The sequence below is a fragment of the Aeromonas sp. SG16 genome (assembly GCF_024436135.1).
In the GTDB taxonomy this organism is placed as follows: domain Bacteria; phylum Pseudomonadota; class Gammaproteobacteria; order Enterobacterales; family Aeromonadaceae; genus Aeromonas; species Aeromonas jandaei.
In genome coordinates this window covers 1,305,812-1,325,418 of the sequence record NZ_JANFNW010000001.1, presented here as the reverse complement: position 1 = coordinate 1,325,418, position 19,607 = coordinate 1,305,812, and the positions used below count along the sequence as shown (strand labels likewise).

Annotated in this window: 16 protein-coding genes and 1 pseudogene; 6 read left to right on the top strand and 11 right to left on the bottom strand. The window is 57.4% G+C overall.

Annotated features, from left to right (window positions below; all coding sequences use genetic code 11):
- Positions 1-99 precede the first annotated feature (99 nt).
- Complete coding sequence (gene tctD / locus NOM67_RS05940; RefSeq protein WP_042031144.1) at positions 100-774, top strand: transcriptional regulator TctD; 675 nt, start codon at positions 100-102, stop codon at positions 772-774.
- Positions 665-2,173, top strand: coding sequence for a sensor histidine kinase (locus NOM67_RS05935; RefSeq protein WP_255935159.1), 1,509 nt, complete (start codon positions 665-667; stop codon positions 2,171-2,173). Before tctD ends, NOM67_RS05935 begins: the two co-directional genes overlap by 110 nt.
- A 68-nt stretch (positions 2,174-2,241) precedes the next feature.
- Here NOM67_RS05935 and NOM67_RS05930 read toward each other — a convergent pair whose 3' ends face one another.
- Positions 2,242-2,490, bottom strand: a complete 249-nt coding sequence (locus tag NOM67_RS05930) for a GlsB/YeaQ/YmgE family stress response membrane protein (protein ID WP_042031142.1) — start codon at positions 2,488-2,490, stop codon at positions 2,242-2,244.
- Between the two features lie 358 nt (positions 2,491-2,848).
- On the opposite strand from NOM67_RS05930, the gene NOM67_RS05925 reads away from it, so the two are divergent.
- Positions 2,849-4,927: a methyl-accepting chemotaxis protein gene (locus tag NOM67_RS05925; RefSeq protein ID WP_255934595.1), complete on the top strand. Its 2,079-nt coding sequence runs from the start codon at positions 2,849-2,851 to the stop codon at positions 4,925-4,927.
- 117 nt (positions 4,928-5,044) lie between these two features.
- On the opposite strand, the gene lpxH is transcribed toward NOM67_RS05925, so the two are convergent.
- The 3 genes and pseudogenes from lpxH to NOM67_RS05910 all read right to left on the bottom strand — a co-directional run bounded on the left by lpxH (position 5,045) and on the right by NOM67_RS05910 (position 6,977).
- Entirely contained in the window at positions 5,045-5,779 is a 735-nt protein-coding gene (gene lpxH / locus NOM67_RS05920; RefSeq protein ID WP_255935156.1) for a UDP-2,3-diacylglucosamine diphosphatase, read from the bottom strand.
- Positions 5,771-6,490, bottom strand: a pseudogene (locus NOM67_RS05915) (DUF4269 domain-containing protein); the annotation flags it as partial. The pseudogene NOM67_RS05915 and the gene lpxH, both read right to left, overlap by 9 nt.
- Entirely contained in the window at positions 6,480-6,977 is a 498-nt protein-coding gene (locus NOM67_RS05910; RefSeq protein WP_033115878.1) for a peptidylprolyl isomerase, read from the bottom strand. The gene NOM67_RS05910 and the pseudogene NOM67_RS05915, both read right to left, overlap by 11 nt.
- Before the next feature lie 212 nt (positions 6,978-7,189).
- On the opposite strand from NOM67_RS05910, the gene cysS reads away from it, so the two are divergent.
- Both cysS and NOM67_RS05900 read left to right on the top strand, forming a co-directional pair.
- A complete protein-coding gene (gene cysS / locus NOM67_RS05905) occupies positions 7,190-8,566 on the top strand; it encodes a cysteine--tRNA ligase (RefSeq protein ID WP_041208491.1) in 1,377 nt (458 codons plus the stop codon).
- A gap of 118 nt (positions 8,567-8,684) precedes the next feature.
- Positions 8,685-9,326, top strand: coding sequence for a hypothetical protein (locus tag NOM67_RS05900; RefSeq protein WP_255934581.1), 642 nt, complete (start codon positions 8,685-8,687; stop codon positions 9,324-9,326).
- 114 nt (positions 9,327-9,440) lie between these two features.
- On the opposite strand, the gene NOM67_RS05895 is transcribed toward NOM67_RS05900, so the two are convergent.
- Positions 9,441-9,962, bottom strand: coding sequence for a hypothetical protein (locus tag NOM67_RS05895; RefSeq protein ID WP_203975826.1), 522 nt, complete (start codon positions 9,960-9,962; stop codon positions 9,441-9,443).
- Between the two features lie 99 nt (positions 9,963-10,061).
- Entirely contained in the window at positions 10,062-12,821 is a 2,760-nt protein-coding gene (locus NOM67_RS05890; protein ID WP_203975827.1) for an NACHT domain-containing NTPase, read from the bottom strand.
- 1,083 nt (positions 12,822-13,904) lie between these two features.
- On the opposite strand from NOM67_RS05890, the gene NOM67_RS05885 reads away from it, so the two are divergent.
- Positions 13,905-15,260, top strand: coding sequence for an 8-oxoguanine deaminase (locus tag NOM67_RS05885; protein WP_255934576.1), 1,356 nt, complete (start codon positions 13,905-13,907; stop codon positions 15,258-15,260).
- A gap of 69 nt (positions 15,261-15,329) precedes the next feature.
- On the opposite strand, the gene NOM67_RS05880 is transcribed toward NOM67_RS05885, so the two are convergent.
- From NOM67_RS05880 to NOM67_RS05860, 5 genes are all read right to left on the bottom strand, one after another.
- A complete protein-coding gene (locus tag NOM67_RS05880) occupies positions 15,330-16,085 on the bottom strand; it encodes an ABC transporter substrate-binding protein (RefSeq protein ID WP_041208487.1) in 756 nt (251 codons plus the stop codon).
- 142 nt (positions 16,086-16,227) lie between these two features.
- Positions 16,228-16,974: an ABC transporter substrate-binding protein gene (locus NOM67_RS05875; RefSeq protein WP_255934572.1), complete on the bottom strand. Its 747-nt coding sequence runs from the start codon at positions 16,972-16,974 to the stop codon at positions 16,228-16,230.
- A 71-nt stretch (positions 16,975-17,045) separates the two neighbouring features.
- The gene (locus NOM67_RS05870) at positions 17,046-17,543 is read right to left on the bottom strand and encodes a GDYXXLXY domain-containing protein (protein ID WP_255935155.1); all 498 of its coding nucleotides are present in this window, start codon (positions 17,541-17,543) and stop codon (positions 17,046-17,048) included.
- A gap of 8 nt (positions 17,544-17,551) precedes the next feature.
- Complete coding sequence (locus tag NOM67_RS05865; RefSeq protein ID WP_255934570.1) at positions 17,552-18,556, bottom strand: DUF4401 domain-containing protein; 1,005 nt, start codon at positions 18,554-18,556, stop codon at positions 17,552-17,554.
- Entirely contained in the window at positions 18,549-19,487 is a 939-nt protein-coding gene (locus tag NOM67_RS05860) for a DUF2157 domain-containing protein (RefSeq protein WP_255934568.1), read from the bottom strand. The genes NOM67_RS05865 and NOM67_RS05860 overlap by 8 nt, the downstream gene beginning before the upstream one ends.
- Positions 19,488-19,607: the final 120 nt, after the last annotated feature.

Sequence of the window (19,607 nt, the reverse complement as noted above, 5' to 3'; positions counted from 1 at the left end):
AGTGTGACCGTGATCGCACCTTGTTCCGCTCAGGCAGAGTGAATGGATGCAGTTGCAGCACTGTGGTTGCACGCCGTAGTTAAGAACAAGGGGATAGGGATGCGCTTGCTGTTGGCAGAAGACAATCACGAACTGGCCCACTGGTTGTCGCGGGCGCTCACCAGCGCCGGTTTCGCAGTGGATTGGGTAGCTGACGGCGCCCGGGCCGATCACCTGCTGCGCCACGAAAAATACGCGCTGGCGGTGCTCGATATCGAGATGCCCAAGCTCGACGGCCTGGCGGTACTCGGCCGGTTGCGCAGCCGCGGGCAGGGGTTGCCGGTGCTGCTGCTCACCGCCCGCGGCGCGGTGGAAGAGCGGATCTGCGGCCTCAATGCCGGAGCCGATGACTATCTGGCCAAGCCATTCGATCTGGGGGAGCTGGATGCCCGGCTGCGGGCCCTGCTGCGGCGCAGCGAAAGCGGTGGTGCCGAGTTGCGGCTGGGGCGCCTGACCCTGCATCCCGACGGCTATTTTCTGCTGGCCGATGCCCGGCTGGCCCTGACTCCGCGCGAACAGGCGCTGCTGACGGCGTTGATGTACCGCCACGGGCGCCCCGTCGCCAAAGGGCAGCTGTTCGAGCAGGTGTTCAATCTCGATGACGAGGCGGGGCTCGACAGCATCGATCTCTATATCCACCGGCTGCGCAAAAAGCTGGTGGGCAGCGGGGTGGTTATCACCACCCTGCGCGGGCTGGGCTATCTGCTGGAAGCGGCGCCGGAGGCCTCCCATTAGTCGCTCCCTGCTCCATCAACTGCTGCTGTTTCTGGGCGGCCCCCTGCTGATCCTCTGGGCCGCCTCGGCGTGGTACAGCTACTACGGCGCGCTGGCGGCGGCCACCTCGGCCTATGATCGCACCCTGCTCGCTTCGGCCCGCACCGTCGCCGAGCGGCTGACGGCAAGCGATGGTGTTCTCAAGGTGGATGTGCCCTATGTGGTGCTCGACAGCTTCGAGCGCAACATGCGCGATCGCCTCTTCTATCAGGTGCGCGGCATTGACGATGGGGTCATCTCCGGCTTTGACGATCTGCCCCCCATGCCGGTCGGTACGCCGCTGACAGACCGCTATCCGGCGCTCGCTTACTTCTATGACGAAATTTATCAGGAGGCGCCAATCCGCGCCGTGATGTTGCTGCAACCGGTAGGCGAGGGGGGCGTCAACGGCATTGCCCGCATCACGGTGGCAGAAACCCTGCTCGGCCGCCAGCAACTGGCACAGCAGCTGCTCTGGTCGGCCGTGCTAACGCAGGGGGCGCTGGTGGTGCTTACCCTGCTGCTCGCTTATCTGTTGCTCAAGCGGCTGCTCACCCCGATGCGCCGTCTGTCGCGGGAGATCCTGCGCCGCGATGCCGCCACGCTCGCCCCCTTGCCGGATCTGCTTCCCTGGCATGAGACCCGGCCGCTGGTGCAGGCGTTCAACCGCCAGCTGGCTCGCTTGCGTCAGCTGGTGGCCCGGCAGGAGCGTTTCAGTGCCGATGCCGCCCATCAGCTGCGTACCCCGCTCACCATCCTGAAAACCCAGGTTGAGGTAGCGCGCGGTAGCGGCGATCCCGCTCTGATGAGCGAAAGTCTCGATGCCATGGCAGTGCGGCTCGATCACACCATCGCCCTGACCGAGCGGCTCCTGCTGCTGGCCCGGCTCAAATCAGACGAGTGCTCCGGGCTGCGCCAGCGGGAGCCCATCGAGTTGACGGCGCTGGTGCAGCAGGCCTGTCTGTCACGGTTGGCACAGGCGCGCAGCAAGGGGATAGATCTCGGTTACGAAGGGGAGGAGTCCGCAATCATGGTGGCAGGGGAGCCGCTGCTGCTCGGGGAGCTCTGTGCCAATCTGCTCGACAACGCCATCAAATACACCCCGCCCCACGGCACTGTGACGGCGCGGGTGGTGCGAAGCAACGGGCAGATCTGGCTGGAGGTGGAGGATAGCGGCCCCGGCATTGCCCCCGAGCTGGCAGAGCGGGTCTGGCAGCCGTTCCAGCGCCTCGAGCAGGGGAGCGAACAGCCGGGGGCAGGGCTTGGTCTGGCGCTGGTGCGCGACATCGCCCACTACCATCACGGCGAGGTGGTGCTGCTGCCTGCCCCGCAGTTGGGAGGCTTGTTGGTCAGGCTGATCTTGCCGCAGGCAAAATCGTGAGGAGGATAAAAAAAGAGAGGGCACCTCGCGGTGCCCTGTTTATCTACACATAAGATGGCGTTGGGTTGTCAGCTGCGGATCTTGTTGAAGACAAACAGGACGATAAGGGCTCCCACGGTGGCGATGGCAATGCTCGAAATATTGAAGCCGGTCACCGAGCCCAGACCCAGCAAGGTGCCCACATAGCCGCCGACCATGGCGCCGACAATTCCCAGCAGGGCGGTCATGAAGAAGCCACCACCATCGCGGCCCGGCATGATCCACTTGGCCAGCATGCCAACCAGCAATCCCAAAATAATCCAGGTGATGAAACCCATGAGTTACTCCTCTCTGTTTATGTGAGGGGCACATTATAGGGATGCGGCTGGCGATGCGAAGAGCTCCAACCCCTTGGCTGGTCACAAGCTGTCGGACTTGTTATGACGCAGGAGGTATGTCACTGAGCTTGCCCTCAGTTGGCAAAGCACTGACGCAGCTTTTGCAAATTGCATTGCATTATGGTGAACCCGGGAGTGACCGCCGGGGCTTATTTAGCTTTTTGACAATAAATAACCGAAACAAGCCCGACAAATGGCTGGCATGGTGTTTGCTCGTTGGAAAACAGGAGCTTGGCACTCTGCTACGGGTGTCCTGCTGACAGGACTTCTTCCATTTGCCACCACATGAGGTGACGCCATGGCTATCGCACAAGGACTCTTGCACAACAACACCTTCGAGCTGAAAGAGGCTGCTATCGTCTCGCAAAAACCGGTGAGAGGGAGCTCCGTCAAGTGGATGATGATCAAGGGTGGCATACTGGTGGCGGTGCCATTGCTGGTGGCCTCCGTTATCTCCATCTGGAGTAGTCAAACCCAGCTGCGAGCCCAGGAGAAGGTTGACCTCCTGGAGCGTGCTCAATCGACCTTCCAGGCAACCCGATTCGATCTGGTGCAGATCCTGCAATTCCTGACCGATGCATCGGTGACCGGCGATACCGAAAGGGGGATTGCCGAGGCGGCTACCTACCGTGATGATGCGTTGAAAAATCTCGATGCACTGGCCCGCACCCTACCGGATCTCACCGACGAGATACTGCCAATGCAGGAAGTGGCAAAACAGCTGCAGGAGAGAGGGATCGTCATGGTCAACGCCTATGTCCAGAAGGGGCGGGAGGCCGGCAATGCCCTCATGACCGGACCGGATGGGTTTGAAGCCACAGGCGAGAATGCCGCCGAGAGGCTCGATCAAATCTCCCATGAACTTGACGGTCGTATAGCCAGCGCCATCGCCAGTCGGGACGAGGCCAAGGCCCTGTCACTCAGGATCAGCCTCGGGGCCGGGCTGGTCTCCCTGCTCTTTGTGGCAATGGCCTACCTGCTCCAGTACCGCCATCTGATGCGCACCCTGGGGGGCGAGCCGGACTATGCTGCCCGGGTTGCTAACGAAATCGCTGCCGGCAACCTGACCGTCAGGATCGAGACCCGCTTTGGTGGCAACAGCGTGCTGGGCACCATGCGCGCGATGGCCGAGCAGCTCAGCGGTCATATGCGCCAGATTGACCTGCGCACCCGCCAGCTGGCTCAATCCTCCTATCAGATCTCCGATATCTCCAGAACCATCACGGATGCGGCCCTGACCGAACAGCACCACTCCGGTGAGGTGAGCCGGGCCAGCAACGATCTCTCCTGCGCGGCCGAGGCGGTATCGGGTCTGGCCGCTCAGGTCGGGCAGCAGGCCGAACTGGCCTACCAGAGTGCCAACAACAGCACCCGGGTGATGAGCGAGAACATCGAGGAGATGCGCCGCGCCGTGACTGAAGCGCAGCAGGCCGAGCAGAAGACTCGCCAGCTGAGCGAGGCAAGCCAGAAGATCCAGGTGATCACCCAGTCCATCACCGCCATCACCGAGCAGACCAACCTGCTGGCCCTCAACGCCGCCATCGAAGCGGCCCGTGCCGGTGAACATGGTCGCGGTTTTGCGGTGGTGGCTGACGAGGTGCGCAAGCTGGCCAACCATGCCGGACAGGCGACCAAAGAGATCAACGGAATTGTCACCACCCTGAGCCAGCTTATCGGCGAGAACGAAACCACGGTGAAGAGCGTGATTGCCCGCACCCACCTCACCATGGACAAGGCCCACGAGGCGAGCCAGTCCATCAACGGCTTGATGGGCGAGATTGAGCGCAGCGTCGGGGCCGCCGACCAGATCCGCACCACCAGTGACGAGCAGATGCACAAGCTCGCCTCTCTCAATACCCATCTGCACGATCTGCTGCACGCCCTCTCCGAGAATACCGAGAAGGTGCAGACCACCGGGATCATCAGCCGCACCCTGTATGAAGAGTCGAGCCAGCTGCGCGATATCATGGAGCAGTTCCGCTTCGAGGCGGCCAGCAGTGTCGATCGCGCCGAACACGAGCTGCGCGGCGCCCCCCGCATGTATCAGCACATGATGGTGAAGGTCGAGGCTGCTGGCAGTTTCCATGAATCCATTACCGAGGACTTCAGCGTGACCGGTCTGCGCCTGCGTACCGTACAGTCCCTCGAATTACCCAAAAAAGCGCAAGTCGAGCTCAAGATCTACACCCCCAAACCCTCCATCGACCTCTATCGCAACCAGACGCCGCTGGCCGTGACCGCCAGAGTGATGTGGTCGAAACAGGAGGCAGAGGGCGAGGTCTACGGGCTGGAGTTTATCAACGTGACACCGGCCATTCGCAGCAATCTGGAGGCCTGCTTCAAGCACTATGCGCTGGAGCCCAACTTCAGCCGCTAACACCGCCTCTGCGTGCAGCGCTTCGGGGGGCACCGGTAGAGCTGCCGCAACAAAACAACAAGGGGCGCGTCACTGCTGACGCGCCCCTCTCTTTATTGATGTCATGTGAACCTGCTGTCAGCCCTCAGCTGCCAGCGGCCTTGTCTCCAGCAGTTGCTCGCCGGGGCGGCAGACCAGTACCGAGCCCTGCTCGAACCAGTCACCCAGCACGATACGGCGAGCTGGCGCGCCATCGAGCTGGAAGTTGTGGATGGCGGGTCTGTGGGTGTGGCCGTGGATCATCACCTTACAGCCGTGCTGGCGCAGCATCTCGTCAACCGCAGCTGGCGTTACATCCATGATGCGCTGGCTCTTGTGGGCGTTCTCCATCTGGCTTTGGCCGCGCATCTTGCGGGCGATGGCCTGCCGGCGGGCGAGCGGCAGGCGCAGGAACAGCCAGCGCAGCCACTTGAGCTGGGTGATGCGACGAAACTTCTGATACCCCTCATCCAGGGTGCAGAGCAGATCGCCGTGGCTCAGCACCACCCGCTCGCCATAGAGTTCGATAACGCACGGATCCCCCAGCAGGGTGATGCCGGCGCGTTTGGCAAACTCTTGGCCCAGCAGAAAGTCGCGGTTGCCGTGGATAAAGTAGATGGACACATTCTGCTGGCTCAGGGCCAGAAAGGCGTCAGCCATCTCCTGATGGAGCGGGTTGGGATCATCATCGCCAATCCAGAACTCGAAGAGATCGCCGAGCACATAGAGGGCATCGGCGCCCACCGCCTCCTTGGCCAGAAAGTGCACCAGTGCGGCGGTCATATCGGGCCGATCGCTGCACAGGTGAATGTCGCTGATAAAGAGGGTGCGCATGGCCGAGCCGTTGCTGCTGGTCGCATCCGCTTCGGGAGTCGCGATAGCGGCGGGCCACACCAGATGGGCCAGGTCCTGCCCCTCCAGCGTCAGTAGCACTGCATAAGGATCGCCCGCCAGACCCAGCAACCGGCACATGGCTGCTTCCCCTTTCAATCCCTCTTCAAGGCGCAGGCGCAGCACTTCGCGGTAGAAGTCATCGCCAAAGTGCTCGAGCAGGGCCGCCATCAGGGTGAGGTGGCGCCAGCCATTCAGCGTCTCGATAGGGGCGGGGGTGACGTACAGCTCCACCGGCCAGCTGGCCTCGCTTTGATCGCAACCGCTATCGGCACTGTGTTGGTCGAGGCGGGGAAAGGTGCGCTCCAGCAGCCAGACATTGTCGCCCTTGGCGCTCGCCTGCCAACCTTGGGCTGCAAGCGTCGCGGCAAACTCGGCGGGATCTGGATGCTGGCAGAGGATATCGAGATCGCTGCCCGGCCGATCGAGGCCGATGGCCAGCGTGCTTACCAGCGCCAGATCGGTGCACTGTGCGGCCAGCTCATCCCACACACCGGCGGTGAGCAGGGCATGGGCCGAGCGCTGGCGCGGGTTGCCGTGGGCCAGATAGTCGAGGCGGCGCCAGTTTGGGTTGGCAGTGGAGGAGGCAGATGGAAAAACTGCGGCCGGGGCCGCAGTTTTGTCAGTGCCGAGTCGGCAGAGATCAGTCAGCAAGGGTCACCTTGGTGATCACCACGTCTTCGGTCGGAACGTCCTGATGGATACGGCCGTAGTTGCCGGTCTTGACGCCCTTGATCTTGTTGACCACGTCCATGCCGGCGGTCACTTCACCGAATACGCAGTAGCCGAAGCCTTGGGTGGTGGCGGATTTGAAGTCGAGGAAGTCGTTGTTGTTCACGTTGATGAAGAACTGGGCGCTGGCAGAGTGCGGCTCCATGGTGCGGGCCATGGCGATGGTGCCGATCTTGTTGGAGAGACCGTTGGCCGCTTCGTTCTTGATGGGGGCGCGGGTGTCTTTCTCTTCAAAGCCCGGAGCATAGCCGCCGCCCTGGATCATGAAGCCGTCGATAACGCGGTGGAAGATGGTGTTGTCGTAGTGACCGTCACGGCAGTATTGCAGGAAGTTGGCCACGGTTTCCGGGGCTTTTTCAGCGTTCAGGGTGAGGGTGATGTCGCCGTGATTGGTGTGCAGAGTGACCATGATATGTCCTTTCATTTGATGCGGACGACGAAGTGCCCGCAGGTGTATGGCATAAAGTGGTGGCAATTCTAGCCCATCAGGGGCTGGCGGCATAGTCTCTCTGGCGCCGTAACCGTGCTGGCAGGCGGGATTGGCCACGTTTTCTGCCTCGTTTTCTGCCCCTGAACGGGGTATCATGACCAACCATTTTACTCACAGGCAGTGGTTAGAAGATGCTGAAGATATACAACACACTCACTCGTCAAAAAGAAGAATTCAAACCTATCCACCCGGGCAAGGTGGGCATGTATGTGTGTGGTGTCACCATCTACGATCACTGTCATATCGGCCACGGCCGCACCTTCGTCGCCTTTGATGTGGTGGCTCGCTACCTGCGTTACGCCGGTTACGACCTTACCTACGTGCGCAACATCACCGACGTGGATGACAAGATCATCAAGCGTGCCGCCGAGACCCAAGTGACCTGCGACGAGCTGACCGAGCGTCTGATTGGCGACATGCACGCCGACTTCGACGCCCTCGGCATGGTGCGCCCGGATATCGAACCGCGTGCCACCCAGCACATCGAAGAGATCATCGAGCTGGTGCAATCCCTGCTGGAAAAAGAGCACGCCTACGTGGCGGATAACGGCGATGTGATGTTTATCGTCGAATCCTACGCCGACTACGGCAAGCTCTCCGGTCAGGATCTGGAGCAGCTGCAAGCCGGTGCCCGCGTCGACGTGGTCGATGCCAAGCGCAACCCGCTCGACTTCGTGCTGTGGAAGATGTCGAAGCCCGGCGAGCCGACCTGGGAAAGCCCCTGGGGCCCGGGCCGTCCTGGCTGGCACATCGAGTGCTCCGCCATGAACTCCAAGCACCTTGGCAACCACTTCGACATCCACGGCGGCGGCTCCGATCTGCAGTTCCCGCACCACGAGAACGAGATCGCCCAGTCCTGCTGCGCCCACGGTGGCGACTACGTCAACACCTGGATGCACAGCGGCATGGTGATGGTGGATAAAGAGAAGATGTCCAAATCCCTTGGCAACTTCTTCACCATCCGCGACGTGCTGGCCCACTACGACGCCGAAACCGTCCGTTACTTCCTGATGTCTGGCCACTACCGCAGCCAGCTCAACTACTCGGAAGATAACCTCAAGCAAGCCCGCGCCGCGCTGGAGCGCATGTACACCGCCCTGCGCGATCTGCCGGTAGCCGCTGCTGCCGGTGGTGACGAGCAGGTGGCTCGCTTCAAGGAGGCGATGGATGACGACTTCAACACTCCGGAAGCCTACTCCGCCCTGTTCGATCTGGTGCGCGAAATCAACCGCCAGAAGGGTGAAGACATGGCCGTTGCCGCCGCGCTGGGCGCCCGTCTGCGCGAGCTGGGCGCCGTGCTCGGCATCCTGCAGCAAGACCCCGAGGCTTTCCTCAAGGGTGACGAAGCGGACGAAGAGGTTGCCGAGATCGAGCGCCTGATCGCCGAGCGCAATCAGGCCCGTGCCGACAAGAACTGGGCTGCGGCGGATGCCGCCCGTAACCGTCTCACCGAGATGGGCATAGTGCTGGAAGACAGCGCCGGCAAGACCAGCTGGCGCCGTGCCTAAGGGCCGCCGGTTGACGACCTGACGCAGAGCGCAGCCCTTGGGCTGCGCTCTTTTTTTCAGGGCCCGGCGCGTTGTTCAAGGCGCGGCCCATGCAAGCGAACATAAGGAAGATGGCACCATGAAGATATCCAGCTGGCCCGTGCTGGCACTGGCCCTCTCTGCGGCGGCCCTGATTGCCCCGGCCCATGCGGGCACCACCACCAGCGGCAAACTCGATCCGGCCGCCAATGCCCGCGCCAAGGCCAAGGTGGCCCAGTTTCTCGACTGGGAGCGCGCAGTCAAACCGAGCGGCCTCTATCAGAGCGATCTTGGCGGCACGCTGCCCACTATCGTCTCCCCCGAGCTGCTCTGCCTGCTCAATGCCGCCTCAAAGGCGCGCGAAATAGCCACTCGCGAGGCCCCCGACGAGAAGCCCCCCTTTGTCGAGGGCAACCCCTTCCTGCCCAACGCCTGGGATAACCTGCTGGGTTCGGAGATCCTCTCGTCGCGCGCCATCGCCGGCAGCCGGGATCGCAGCGAGGTCAAGGTGCGCTTCACCTTTGGCGAGCCGGGCACCCCGCTCGACGCCCCCAGCGGCACCTACCGTTTTGTCAGCACCTATCTGGTACAGGACGGGCCGCAAGGCGCCCGCATCACCGATATCGACGCTGGTGGCAGCTGTGATTTCTGCCAATCCGGCAGCCTGCGCGCCGCCCTCTATGAGACGCTCACCGCCTATCCCGCCGCAGGGGGAGAGCAGTGCAAGGGGTTGGGGAAATAGTTTTTAGTTGGAATTGAGGCGTGTTTGGGGAATAGAAATAAAAACCGCAGCTCAAGGCTGCGGTTTTGGGTTTTTATGAATTTGACACAGTCAATATGAAGGTATTTGTTCAATTTATGTTGATATATCGCCACGTAGTGACTCACCATAAGTCTGATAGCCATCATCAGAATGAAAGCGGTCAGAATATCTAGAGCCAGAAACTTCAGGAAGCAAATCACGGAATTGACCCCAATTTAAGACATGGATTGGGTATAAATCTTCACCGAACGTGGCATTTAGGCCAGATGAATTCCCTGCCGGCCAATGGGAGACAATAAGTAATCGTTCAACTAGGTCTATCTCACGTGACCAAATTTGATTACTTGGAGTTGCTTTATAACCACCTAACCTACCAACGTATACTGTAACTCTGGACGCATCTTGATTGTATTTCCATCCTTCTTGTGAAAGACGAACCCCAAAGGTTTGTTGGGCTGCTTTTCCTATATAGAGAAGTACATCTGAGCCATAAATAGGATGAGCACCATAAATCTGGTAAACACCAAAATCACAGTATTCATCTCGTAATGTATTTGTTATTTCTTCGTATGAGTAAGGTCCTTCCCAAACCACATGGATTTCTTTTTGATTCATGAGTGGTCACCTGTATGTGCTATGGGGATTGTAATCCCCTTACTAGTGTTACATTAGTAAATTGGGGTGATTATGTATTGGCGTGTAAATCAAAGTATCTTAGTTTTTATATGGGTAACCAAAGTCCATATCATTATGATGGATATCATTATCATAAATATCATTATACCGTTCAAAATAATCGTTGTGCTCCCCCATTTTCTTATAACTGATGTAAAATTCATTCAGGTGCCGTCTTTTATTTTCTGGTGCAGAGTCTATCATGAATTTTAAGGTTGACTCAGCGTTTATAATAGTTCCTTCCTTGGTGTATATTTCTTCAAAAATATGTTCGAAGTCAGTGTCTTGTGCATACAGACCTAAAGTTCCTCGCCACCAATCGGTAGATATATAATCTATTACGTTTATTCCTCGATTGGTCTTTATTTCTTGCGCGGCTAAATGCTCTTGAAATCTAAAGTGTCCAAAAGAGAATGTATTAGTAATCCTGTCAATGACTATGACGTTACAGGGGTCAATTAATTCTTGTAAGCATAGTTGAAGGAGCTCATCAGTAAAAACACTAAGAAGTCGGCTTCGAAGAATTTCTAGCATATCTTCTCTAGACAATGATCGAACATTTCTTTCTTGCATAACGAAAGCTATCGTGGATGCACATTTGATAAGGTGTTCACTTGACTGCTTTTGTCTAGTTATACCCTTATGAAAGTCATAATGTCCTGTTAGTAATTTCATCCTTTCAGAGTAAATGGCGCATTCATTAGATGGAACTCTAACACCTTTCTCAAAAAGGGCACAAGTTATAGTCGCAATAAGAGGCGTTTTAATATATTCATATAAATTCAAAGCATCTATTTTTTTGATTAGTGCGTCGTACTTATTTTCATCTATTAGCCAGCCGCGAATAAATTTATTTAATTGCTCTTTGGTGAAAGGCAGTAGAGTTATTCCAAGAAAGTTTATTTTATTTAGATAGCTTACACAGTCTCTGCTTGATATGATCATTTGTGAGTTTGGAAACGCCTTCTTGAATTCCTCAATTGCTTTAATTATTTCTGGTATGGATGTGTATACTTCATCTAAACCATCTAGAATTAATGTTACATCTCCCGGAAGTAAATCTTTTGCTTGTGAAAGGTATTCTTCTGTCGCGGGAATGTCCTTGCTTAGCAATATCATTTTCAATATTAATTGAGATTTCAGAAAGTCGCGATTCATTAGGAAATCGTGATTTTTATAAAAATCATCTTCCTTGATATAATCGGGGTCTTTTAAAATTTCAGCACCATCCTTAGAGTCAAGAATAGGCTTTATTTTCTGATAGACTCGGTTTAAAGGAATATAAATTATATTGCGGCAGGTATATTTTTGCTGTTGTTCTGCATAGACTTGCAGCGTAGTTGTTTTACCTACTCCGGCACCACCATATATAGCAATGTCAATGCCAGTTGCAAATATATCATGTGGTGATATGGATACTCTATCATCATTTTTCTTGCTATATTTAAGAGAAATTATCTTATGTAGAAATTTAGTCTTGCTTTCTATTCTCGAGATAAATGACAGAGTTTTTTCTGTCTTTCTCAAAAAAACTTCAAGTAAAGAAAGACCGAGTGAATGGTCATTTATTTTAAGTACGTCAGAATAATAGTCCTGTCTGTATTCCTCTAGAATGTCATTTATGTGTGTTGTATTGATTGGTAATTCATACTGTGGTGATTTGACTATTATTTTATCTAAGGTATCTAATTTGTTGACAAGGTTCTGCTTTGCAAAAAAACAACCTTGCAATAATTTTATTTCAGCTCTGAAGTTTGGCGCTATTAGGTCATAGCATTCAAGTTGCTCTATTTTTCCATTTGAAGATATTGATTTTTTAAGATACGAAATGTAGTCTGTGATTGTTTTTCGATGTTGATCTTCTGCATATTTTGGCTGATTCAACATTGATAACAAAGATTCGCACTTATCATGAAGAGATATTGTTATTTCACTATGTATAGAAAGAAGCTTTTTATAATGCTCGGTTCTCTTTACATTTAGCTTGCTAGTAAACTTTTTCAGTTTGATGTTGTATGCAAACTCAATTTCATCAATAGAAACTGAAGTTATTTTTATACCGTAAGTCTTATCTATTTCGATTAGTTCTTCTTTTACAGTGTCCCATTGTGTGGTGTCTACTGTTGTATTTTCTAATATGTTTGCTATTTCCATGTGTAGCAAAATATTGCTGTCAATCGAGCCCACAAAAAAGCTTAAGTCACTATAGAATGAATTTTTAGCATTGTGCTGTTCAGTCTTTAATGCTGATAATAGTTCTTCATTTATTAGATTGCGGTTGCATGTGCTTGTTAATTTTTCTTCAATGCTGGTAAGTGATTTTAGTAACTCAGGTTTATATTGAATTATATCCTGTATTATTTGAGGGCCATCATATAATCTAACCTTATCTTTTAGTTCATAAAGTTGTGACCCTATCTCCTCAATGAGTCTACTTGATGCTTGCTCTGGGCAGGCCAGTAAGACATCATCTGCTTTGGTCTTTTCACCATCAATTAATAATATTTTATCTGTTATGCATTGCCTTAGTTGATGTAGTAATTGAGTCAGTTTAGCTGCTGACTCTGTATTTTGAATGTTACCAATCTTTTTGGATTGAATGAATGTGATTTTATTTTCTCTTCGAGGTGGTTGTCGATAGTGGGCTATTAAATCTTTCCCTTTCTCATATGGGCCACCATTAAAATCAACGCGCTCGTACCCCATGGCTTCAAATAGAGGTTTTAAAATATTCTTTGTAAAGTCATCTTCTCTCATACTAATTAGTGACTTTAAATAATTATTTTGTAATTCACTCATAGATATCCATTTATTAAGTTACGATGTGTAGTAATTAGGGGAGTAGGTTCGATTAGCGAAGCGTAATCGGACGTTCGAGAAATAAGGTGTTATCACGGTGAAATACTCACTATCGGACTTTCAATATAAAACCGTTTCCCGATAGGGATGGGCACCGCTTGCCGTTATACCCGCCATGATTTTTTCACCTGTGAAACCATGTTGATGGCACTTGTTGCATAGGTGCGACAATCTAATCTCGCCATGGGGTGGGCGAGGGGTTGGCTGTGAGCTAACAACCCGCCCGATCTTTGCCCCGAATAGGCTGGGGAGTGTTACCGTGGTGCAATGCGCTGCGCTTGGTGCACCCTACGCCTGTTAACCGGCCTCGGGGCGGCGGGCTGGCTGTTGCCCCTGTTGTTCGCCGGGGTGAGCCTGTTTGTCCCATACCGTAGGGTGCAATGAACGAAGTGAATTGCACCTCAATTCGACGCGGGTTTGCTTACAGCAACAGGCTTGGCGGATTGCGCCATGGGCTTCACCTGCAAGGGGAGCGGTTAGCACGAACGATTACGCTTCGCTAATCGACCCTACCGAGCCTGCTGGCGAAGTCATGCCAACGGGGTTGGTGACCCCTCACCCTAACCCTCTCCCGCAAGGGGAGAGGGGATGGTTACCTTGGCGCAGGGGCGGGAGACCGGTAGGTCTCCGTGAAAGACGCTACCGCCCCTGACTGTCGCTGCCACATTGCGCCGTTGACCTTGGTTTGGGAAAAGGGGCCAACAGGCGCCACCAAATATCTTACGGATTCATTGAGCGCTTAACTATGGCGGCCATCACGCAACTATCAGAAACCAGAGGTTTTTTTGCGCTGGCACAAGCTTTTGTTAATTACTGATTGATTAATTGCGGGGTGAACCTTGTGCGGTTGGTCGCCTTGGGCAATCCGTTGCTATCGCCTTGATTTAAAACGGCGATCACAGACTTTTTGCGCCGTATGCCTAGACTGGGTTGGCCGCGGTCGCTGACCGCCGCCTCTGGATCAGCAGACAGGGTATAACTGAGCTGGCTCACCCCTATGTGTCACTGATGGAGGAGTCGGCCATGTCCGCTACCCGTATCTGGATTAAAAACCCCCTTGCCACCTTTACCCCCGAAGCGGTCGATGGCCGCGGCGGGCTGGTGATTGAAAACGGCCTGATAAGCGAGGTGCTGGCGGCAGGCCAGCAGCCTGCCAAGCCATGCGAACAGCTGTTCGATGCCCGCGACCATGTGGTGCTGCCGGGCCTTATCAACACCCACCACCACTTCTACCAGACCCTGACCCGCGCCTGGGGGCCGGTGGTCAATCAGCCGCTCTTTCCCTGGCTCAAGACCCTCTATCCGGTGTGGGCCAGATTGACGCCGGACGCGCTGGCGCTGGCGAGCAAGGTGGCGATGGCGGAGCTGCTGCTCTCGGGTTGCACCACGGCTGCGGATCACCACTACCTCTTCCCGCGCGGGATGGAGGAGTCCATCGATATTCAGGTGGCGGCGGTGCGTGAGCTGGGGATGCGCGCCATGCTGACCCGCGGCTCCATGAGCCTTGGCGAAGATGAGGGGGGCTTGCCGCCGCGCCACACGGTGCAGGGGCAGCAGCAGATCCTCGATGACAGCTTGCGGCTGGTGCGCCAGTACCATGAGCGCGGCGCCGGGGCGCAGATCCAGATTGCGCTGGCTCCATGCTCCCCCTTCTCGGTGACCGAGGAGATCATGGTGGAGAGCGCCAGACTCGCGGCCGAGCTCGATGTGCGGCTGCACACTCATCTGGCGGAGACGCTGGATGAGGAGGCATTCTGCCTTGCACGCTTTGGCCTGCGCACCGTCGATTATCTGGAAAAGGTGGGCTGGCTTGGGGATCGCACCTGGCTGGCCCACGGTATTCACTTCAATCCGGACGAGATTGCTCGGCTGGGGGCCGCGGGCACCGGGGTGTGCCACTGTCCGGTCTCCAATATGCGGCTCGCCTCCGGCATCTGCCCGACCCTGGATCTGGAGGCGGCCGGTGCGCCGGTGGGGCTCGGGGTGGATGGTTCGGCCTCCAACGATGCCTCGAACCTGATGCAAGAGGCCCGTCAGGCCCTCTATTTGCAGCGGCTGCGCTACGGCGCCGAGCGCATCACCCCGCGCAAGGTGCTGGAGTGGGCGACCGTAGGCTCGGCCCGGCTGCTCGGGCGCGGCGATCTCGGTGAGCTGCTGCCCGGCAAGCAGGCGGATCTGGCGCTGTTCAAGCTCGACGACCTGCGCTTTAGCGGTAGTCACGATCCCGTCGCGGCACTCATTTTGTGCGGCGCCGAGCGGGCCGATCGGGTAATGGTGGGTGGCAAGTGGCGGGTGGTGGATGGCGCCATCGAGGGGTTGGATATCGAGGGGCTTATTGCCCGTCACAAGGTGGCCGCCGCGGCGCTGGTGCGCGGCTAGGGGAGTGTACGGCAAAAAGAGAAGGGGCCCGCAGTGGGCCCCTTGTTGTTGGTGTTTGGCGTGGCGCCGCTATTTGGCGGCGGGGGCAGGGAAGTATTTGTTGTGCAGCAGCGGGTATTCGCTGCCCGCCAGCACCTGGGTCAAGCCGTTCTGAAACTCCTTGACCAGATCGTCGCTCACCGGATGGCTGAAGGCGTAGCAGAACTGCTCGGAACTCAGCTGCCACTGCTCCTTGAACTTGGCGGGGTCGAGTTTTTGTTCCTGAATTTGCTGCTCCATGGTGGTCTTGTTGGTGGAGACCATGTCTACCCGGCCGGAGGTGAGCATCTTGAGCGCCTGGGAGAGGCGGTTGGCGGCGATGATTTTGGTCTCGTCAAAGCCGTTGTTGAGCAGCAGCTGCTCGCCCACATCGGCCCGCACCGCCCCGATATTGAACGCCTTGGCATCGTCGAGCTTGGTGATGTTGAGTTTGTGCTCGGCCAACCCGACCAGCACGATTTCGGCGTAACCGATGGGGCAGGCCCACTTGAACAGGGGGTCGCGCGCCTGGGTGCGGGCGGTGGAGAAGAGCACGGCGTTGGGTTTTTGGGTCAGCAGGTAGTAGCCACGGGCCCAGGGCATGATGGTGACGGGCTGCTCCGGGGTGTTGGTCTTCTGCCACACCAGCTTGAGCAGCTCGACCGCAAAGCCGGTCGGATTGCCCGCTTCGTCGGCGTAGTTATAGGGTTTGTAATCTTCAGTCAGGTAGTGAAGCTTGGCCAGCTCGGGGCTGGCGTGGGCGAAGGAACTCACAAGCAGTGCGGCCAATCCAATCCATGGTTTCATTTTTTCCATCCTGCTCAAGGGAATATATATGCTCAATTGTGACCAAGCCGACCGGTTTCGCCAAGGTTGAGCGGTCAGGTTCTTCAATAATAGCGAGGGATGCCGTTGGCATCCCTCGTCTGTTTCTGGTCTCCGCCGCTCGTCAGCGAATGGGCAGGTATTTGGCCTGCAGCTTCAAAAATTCCTGCGAGGCGAGGGCGCGGGTCAGGCCGCTCTGGAACAGCTTGATCTCCTTGTCATCCACCTGACGGCTGAAGGCGTAGCAGAGCTGCTCGGCGCTCAGCACCATGGCGACGTTGAACTCTTCCGGTTTCATCTTGAGTTCGCGAATGGCGTCATAACCGGCCAGCTTGCTGGTGGCGAGCAGGTCGGCGCGGCTGGAGGTGAGCATCTTGACCGCCTGATTGAGGCGGTTGGCGGGGATGATGTTGTTGTCATCCATGCCGTTGTTGAGCAGCAGCTGCTCGGCGGCATCGGAGCGCACCGCGCTTATCCGGTACTTGCTCATCTCATCGACGGAGGCGAGGGTGATGTTTTGCGCCTTGCGCCCGAGCAGGATGTACTCCGAATAGCCGATGGGGCAGACCCACTTGAAGAGATCTTCCCGCGCCTGGGTGCGGGCGGTGGAGAAGAGCACCACGTTGGGTTTCTGGGTCAGCAGATAGTAGCCGCGCGCCCACGGCAGGATGCGGATCGGTTGGGGGGCCACCCCGCTGTTCTTCCACACCATCTGCAGCAGTTCCACCGCAAGACCGGTGGGCTGGCCCTGCTCATCGCTGAAGTTGTAGGGGGGGTACTCTTCGGTGAAATATTCGAGTTTGCCCAGATCGGCCCGGGCCATCGAGGCCCAGGGGAGCAATAGCAGCAAGCAGGTGAGCCAAATCCTCATGGGGAACATCCTCAGCAGTCAACCGTGCTTTGAGTGTGACCATGAACCGCTCAAATAGCCACTTTGCCCCGTTACCAACGTGACCGGCTTCTCCCAATCGGCTGATAAGCCTCATCGCGCAGCCCCACCAGCAACGTCTTGCCATCTGGCTGCAGACGAAACTCGCCGTAACGGGCACGGCTCAAGGCCTCGCCATCCCCCTCTTCGAAGAAGAAGGCATCGGGGCCGATCAGCCACTGGCGATCGCTGCGGTGCACCTGCAATAGCCGCTCATCGCTGGCGAGCTGATCCGGCTTGCCATCGGCAACCCAGCTCGCCACCTGATGGGCATCGAGGCGGATCACCAGGGTGTCGCTCTGCTTGTCGCGGGCATCGCTGCTGGCCAGCTCGCGGGCGATCTCGTAGTTGAGGCGCATGTAATCCCCCTGCATCAGGGAGCGGGGATCGACCGGGGCGAGCCGCAGCAGCACCACCTCACCACTGCTCATGGTGCGCTCAAAACGCCAGACGGTGAGGTTGATGCCCGCCAGAATGGCAAGGCCAGTGAGCAACAGGCCGAGTTGTCGGATCGCGGGTCTCATGAGTCGCTCCTTGCCGAGAGGGTCTTGAACAGCTGGCGGGCGGCCAGCAACAGGGCACCCGAGCCCAGCAGCAGCCAGGATTTGGTCATCAGGGTGAGCCCGAGATCGTAGTAGTAGAGAGCGCCATAACCCACCAGCAGCAGGGCGGCGAGGGTCATCAGGCCAAGGCTGCCGGCATAGAAGCCGAGGATCAGCACCAGCGCACCTGCCCCCATCCCCGGAATGACGGCGCTGAGCAGCACCAGCGGCAGACCGTACCAGAGCGGCAGCTTCAGTTTCACCATCACCGCCAGCAGCAGGGCGGCGCAGAGCAGCGGATTGAGCCAGAGTGGCAGGCGCGACAGCCCCAGCTCGTCGAGCACGCTGCTGCCACCTTCCCACAGCGGTTGGTGCAGGCGCCCCAGTACCAGCAGGGAGAGGGCGAGCCCCAGAGTGATGGCGTGATAGAGCTGGTGACGGGCGGGGTCGTGATCGGCGCGCAGCCAGCAGAAGGTGATGGCTGCCATCACCAGCGGCAGGGCCAGCAGTTGCAGCCCGAGGCAGGCAAGGGCGAGGGTCAGCAGCAGAGCCGCCGCCACGCTGTGAAACAGCCGTACCAGCCAGTGATCGAACAGCACCGCGATGGCAAGCGACAGCAGGCAGAGGCCGAACCAGAGCAGGCTCTGGTGGCTATCGGCCTGATCCAGCAGGCCGTAGAGCAGCCAGGCATCGGCCGCCAGCGCGAGCGCCAGCACAAACTGATCCCAGAGATCGCCGCTCTGGCTGCGGTTGATGGCGTAAGCTGCCCCGAGCAGCACGGCGCCAAGCAGCAGGGCGCTGTTGGCCTCGCGAGTCAGCTGCTCGAAGGTCATAAAGAGAAAGAAGAGCAGGAACAGGGCGGCGATCCACCCCACCAGTCCGAGCAGAAAACGGCTCGACCAGTGCGGCTGGTTGTTGCGGGGCATCTCTCCTTCCACCAGATTGGCCTGTTGCAGGGTTTGCCAGAGCGTCAGATCACTCATGGGACCTCCGTTGTTGTTGCAGCCAGCGGCTGGCGGCGACCGAGAGGCCGATGGCGATGAGGCTGAGCAGCAGGAAACCGTCCACATCCGGTTTCATCCACTTGCCAAGGGTGGCGAGGATAACGGCAATCAGGCTGAGGCACCCCATGGCGAGCCCGGCGATAAATCTGTGATGCCAGAGTGTGTAGGCTACCGCCAGCCAGCCCAGCCAGAGCGGCCACACCAGCGGGGAGGCGGCATCGAAGAGCGCCAGCAGGGCGAGCAGGGTGGCGCCAAGCCCGGCGGCAAGACCCGCCAGCCAGCCCGGCATCAGGCGCCAGCGGGCAGGGGCGAGCAGCAACAAGCCCCAGAGGGCGGCGTTGAGCAGGGTCAGGCACCAGCCCAGCCCCTCTTCGTCAAAGGCGAAGAAGAAGCTGAAGAGGCCGAGCCGCCAGTAGAGTACCAGCGCCAGCTGACCGAGCAGCCAGCCCAGAGTCCAGAGCAGGGGACTCTGGCCAAGGGCGGCCAGCGGCACCAGCATCAGCGCCCAGGTGGCGAACAGCTGCCAGGGATCGGCGCCGGTCTGGTAGGTCTGGCCGACCAGCGCCAGCAGGGCGCCGATATTGAGAGCCACAGCAAAGAGCAGCGCCTGACGCGGCGTATCGCCAAGGGGCTTGCGCCACAGCAGAAGCAGCATGGCGAGCAGCGGCGCCTCCAGCAGGGCGAGGCGGGGCAGTCGTCCCAGTGCCTGCCAGTTGAAGGCGACGAAGAAGATAAGGCCGGCCCCGATGCAGAGGGCGCCGAGCCAGAGCAGCAGGCGATCGAACAGCCACTGCCAGCGGGCATGGGCAGGGGGCAGATAGGCGAGGGTGAGGGCGGCGGCCAGCTTCTCTGGCGCCAGTCGTCCCTGTTTCACCCATTCGAGTAGCGTCTCTCTTGATACGTTGTGCATGGGGTGCTCCACGAGGTTTGCCCCATTATGACATGGCAGCCCCACTCCCGTGCAGTGGCAGCTTGCGGCTGCGACAACGACTGTTGCCGGAGTGATGGAGGCGGGAGCCAGAATGCAAAA

Bases quoted from the DNA above. Each gene is read 5' to 3' on its own strand.
- NOM67_RS05860 (WP_255934568.1), bottom strand. From the start codon at position 19,487: ATGCACAACGTATCAAGAGAGACGCTACTCGAATGGGTGAAACAGGGA.
- NOM67_RS05895 (WP_203975826.1), bottom strand. From the start codon at position 9,962: ATGAATCAAAAAGAAATCCATGTGGTTTGGGAAGGACCTTACTCATAC.
- NOM67_RS05890 (WP_203975827.1), bottom strand. From the start codon at position 12,821: ATGAGTGAATTACAAAATAATTATTTAAAGTCACTAATTAGTATGAGA.
- NOM67_RS05925 (WP_255934595.1), top strand. From the start codon at position 2,849: ATGGCTATCGCACAAGGACTCTTGCACAACAACACCTTCGAGCTGAAA.
- NOM67_RS05865 (WP_255934570.1), bottom strand. From the start codon at position 18,556: ATGAGTGATCTGACGCTCTGGCAAACCCTGCAACAGGCCAATCTGGTG.
- cysS (WP_041208491.1), top strand. From the start codon at position 7,190: ATGCTGAAGATATACAACACACTCACTCGTCAAAAAGAAGAATTCAAA.
- NOM67_RS05875 (WP_255934572.1), bottom strand. From the start codon at position 16,974: ATGAGGATTTGGCTCACCTGCTTGCTGCTATTGCTCCCCTGGGCCTCG.
- tctD (WP_042031144.1), top strand. From the start codon at position 100: ATGCGCTTGCTGTTGGCAGAAGACAATCACGAACTGGCCCACTGGTTG.
- NOM67_RS05885 (WP_255934576.1), top strand. From the start codon at position 13,905: ATGTCCGCTACCCGTATCTGGATTAAAAACCCCCTTGCCACCTTTACC.
- NOM67_RS05910 (WP_033115878.1), bottom strand. From the start codon at position 6,977: ATGGTCACTCTGCACACCAATCACGGCGACATCACCCTCACCCTGAAC.
- NOM67_RS05880 (WP_041208487.1), bottom strand. From the start codon at position 16,085: ATGAAACCATGGATTGGATTGGCCGCACTGCTTGTGAGTTCCTTCGCC.
- NOM67_RS05900 (WP_255934581.1), top strand. From the start codon at position 8,685: ATGAAGATATCCAGCTGGCCCGTGCTGGCACTGGCCCTCTCTGCGGCG.
- NOM67_RS05930 (WP_042031142.1), bottom strand. From the start codon at position 2,490: ATGGGTTTCATCACCTGGATTATTTTGGGATTGCTGGTTGGCATGCTG.
- lpxH (WP_255935156.1), bottom strand. From the start codon at position 5,779: ATGCGCACCCTCTTTATCAGCGACATTCACCTGTGCAGCGATCGGCCC.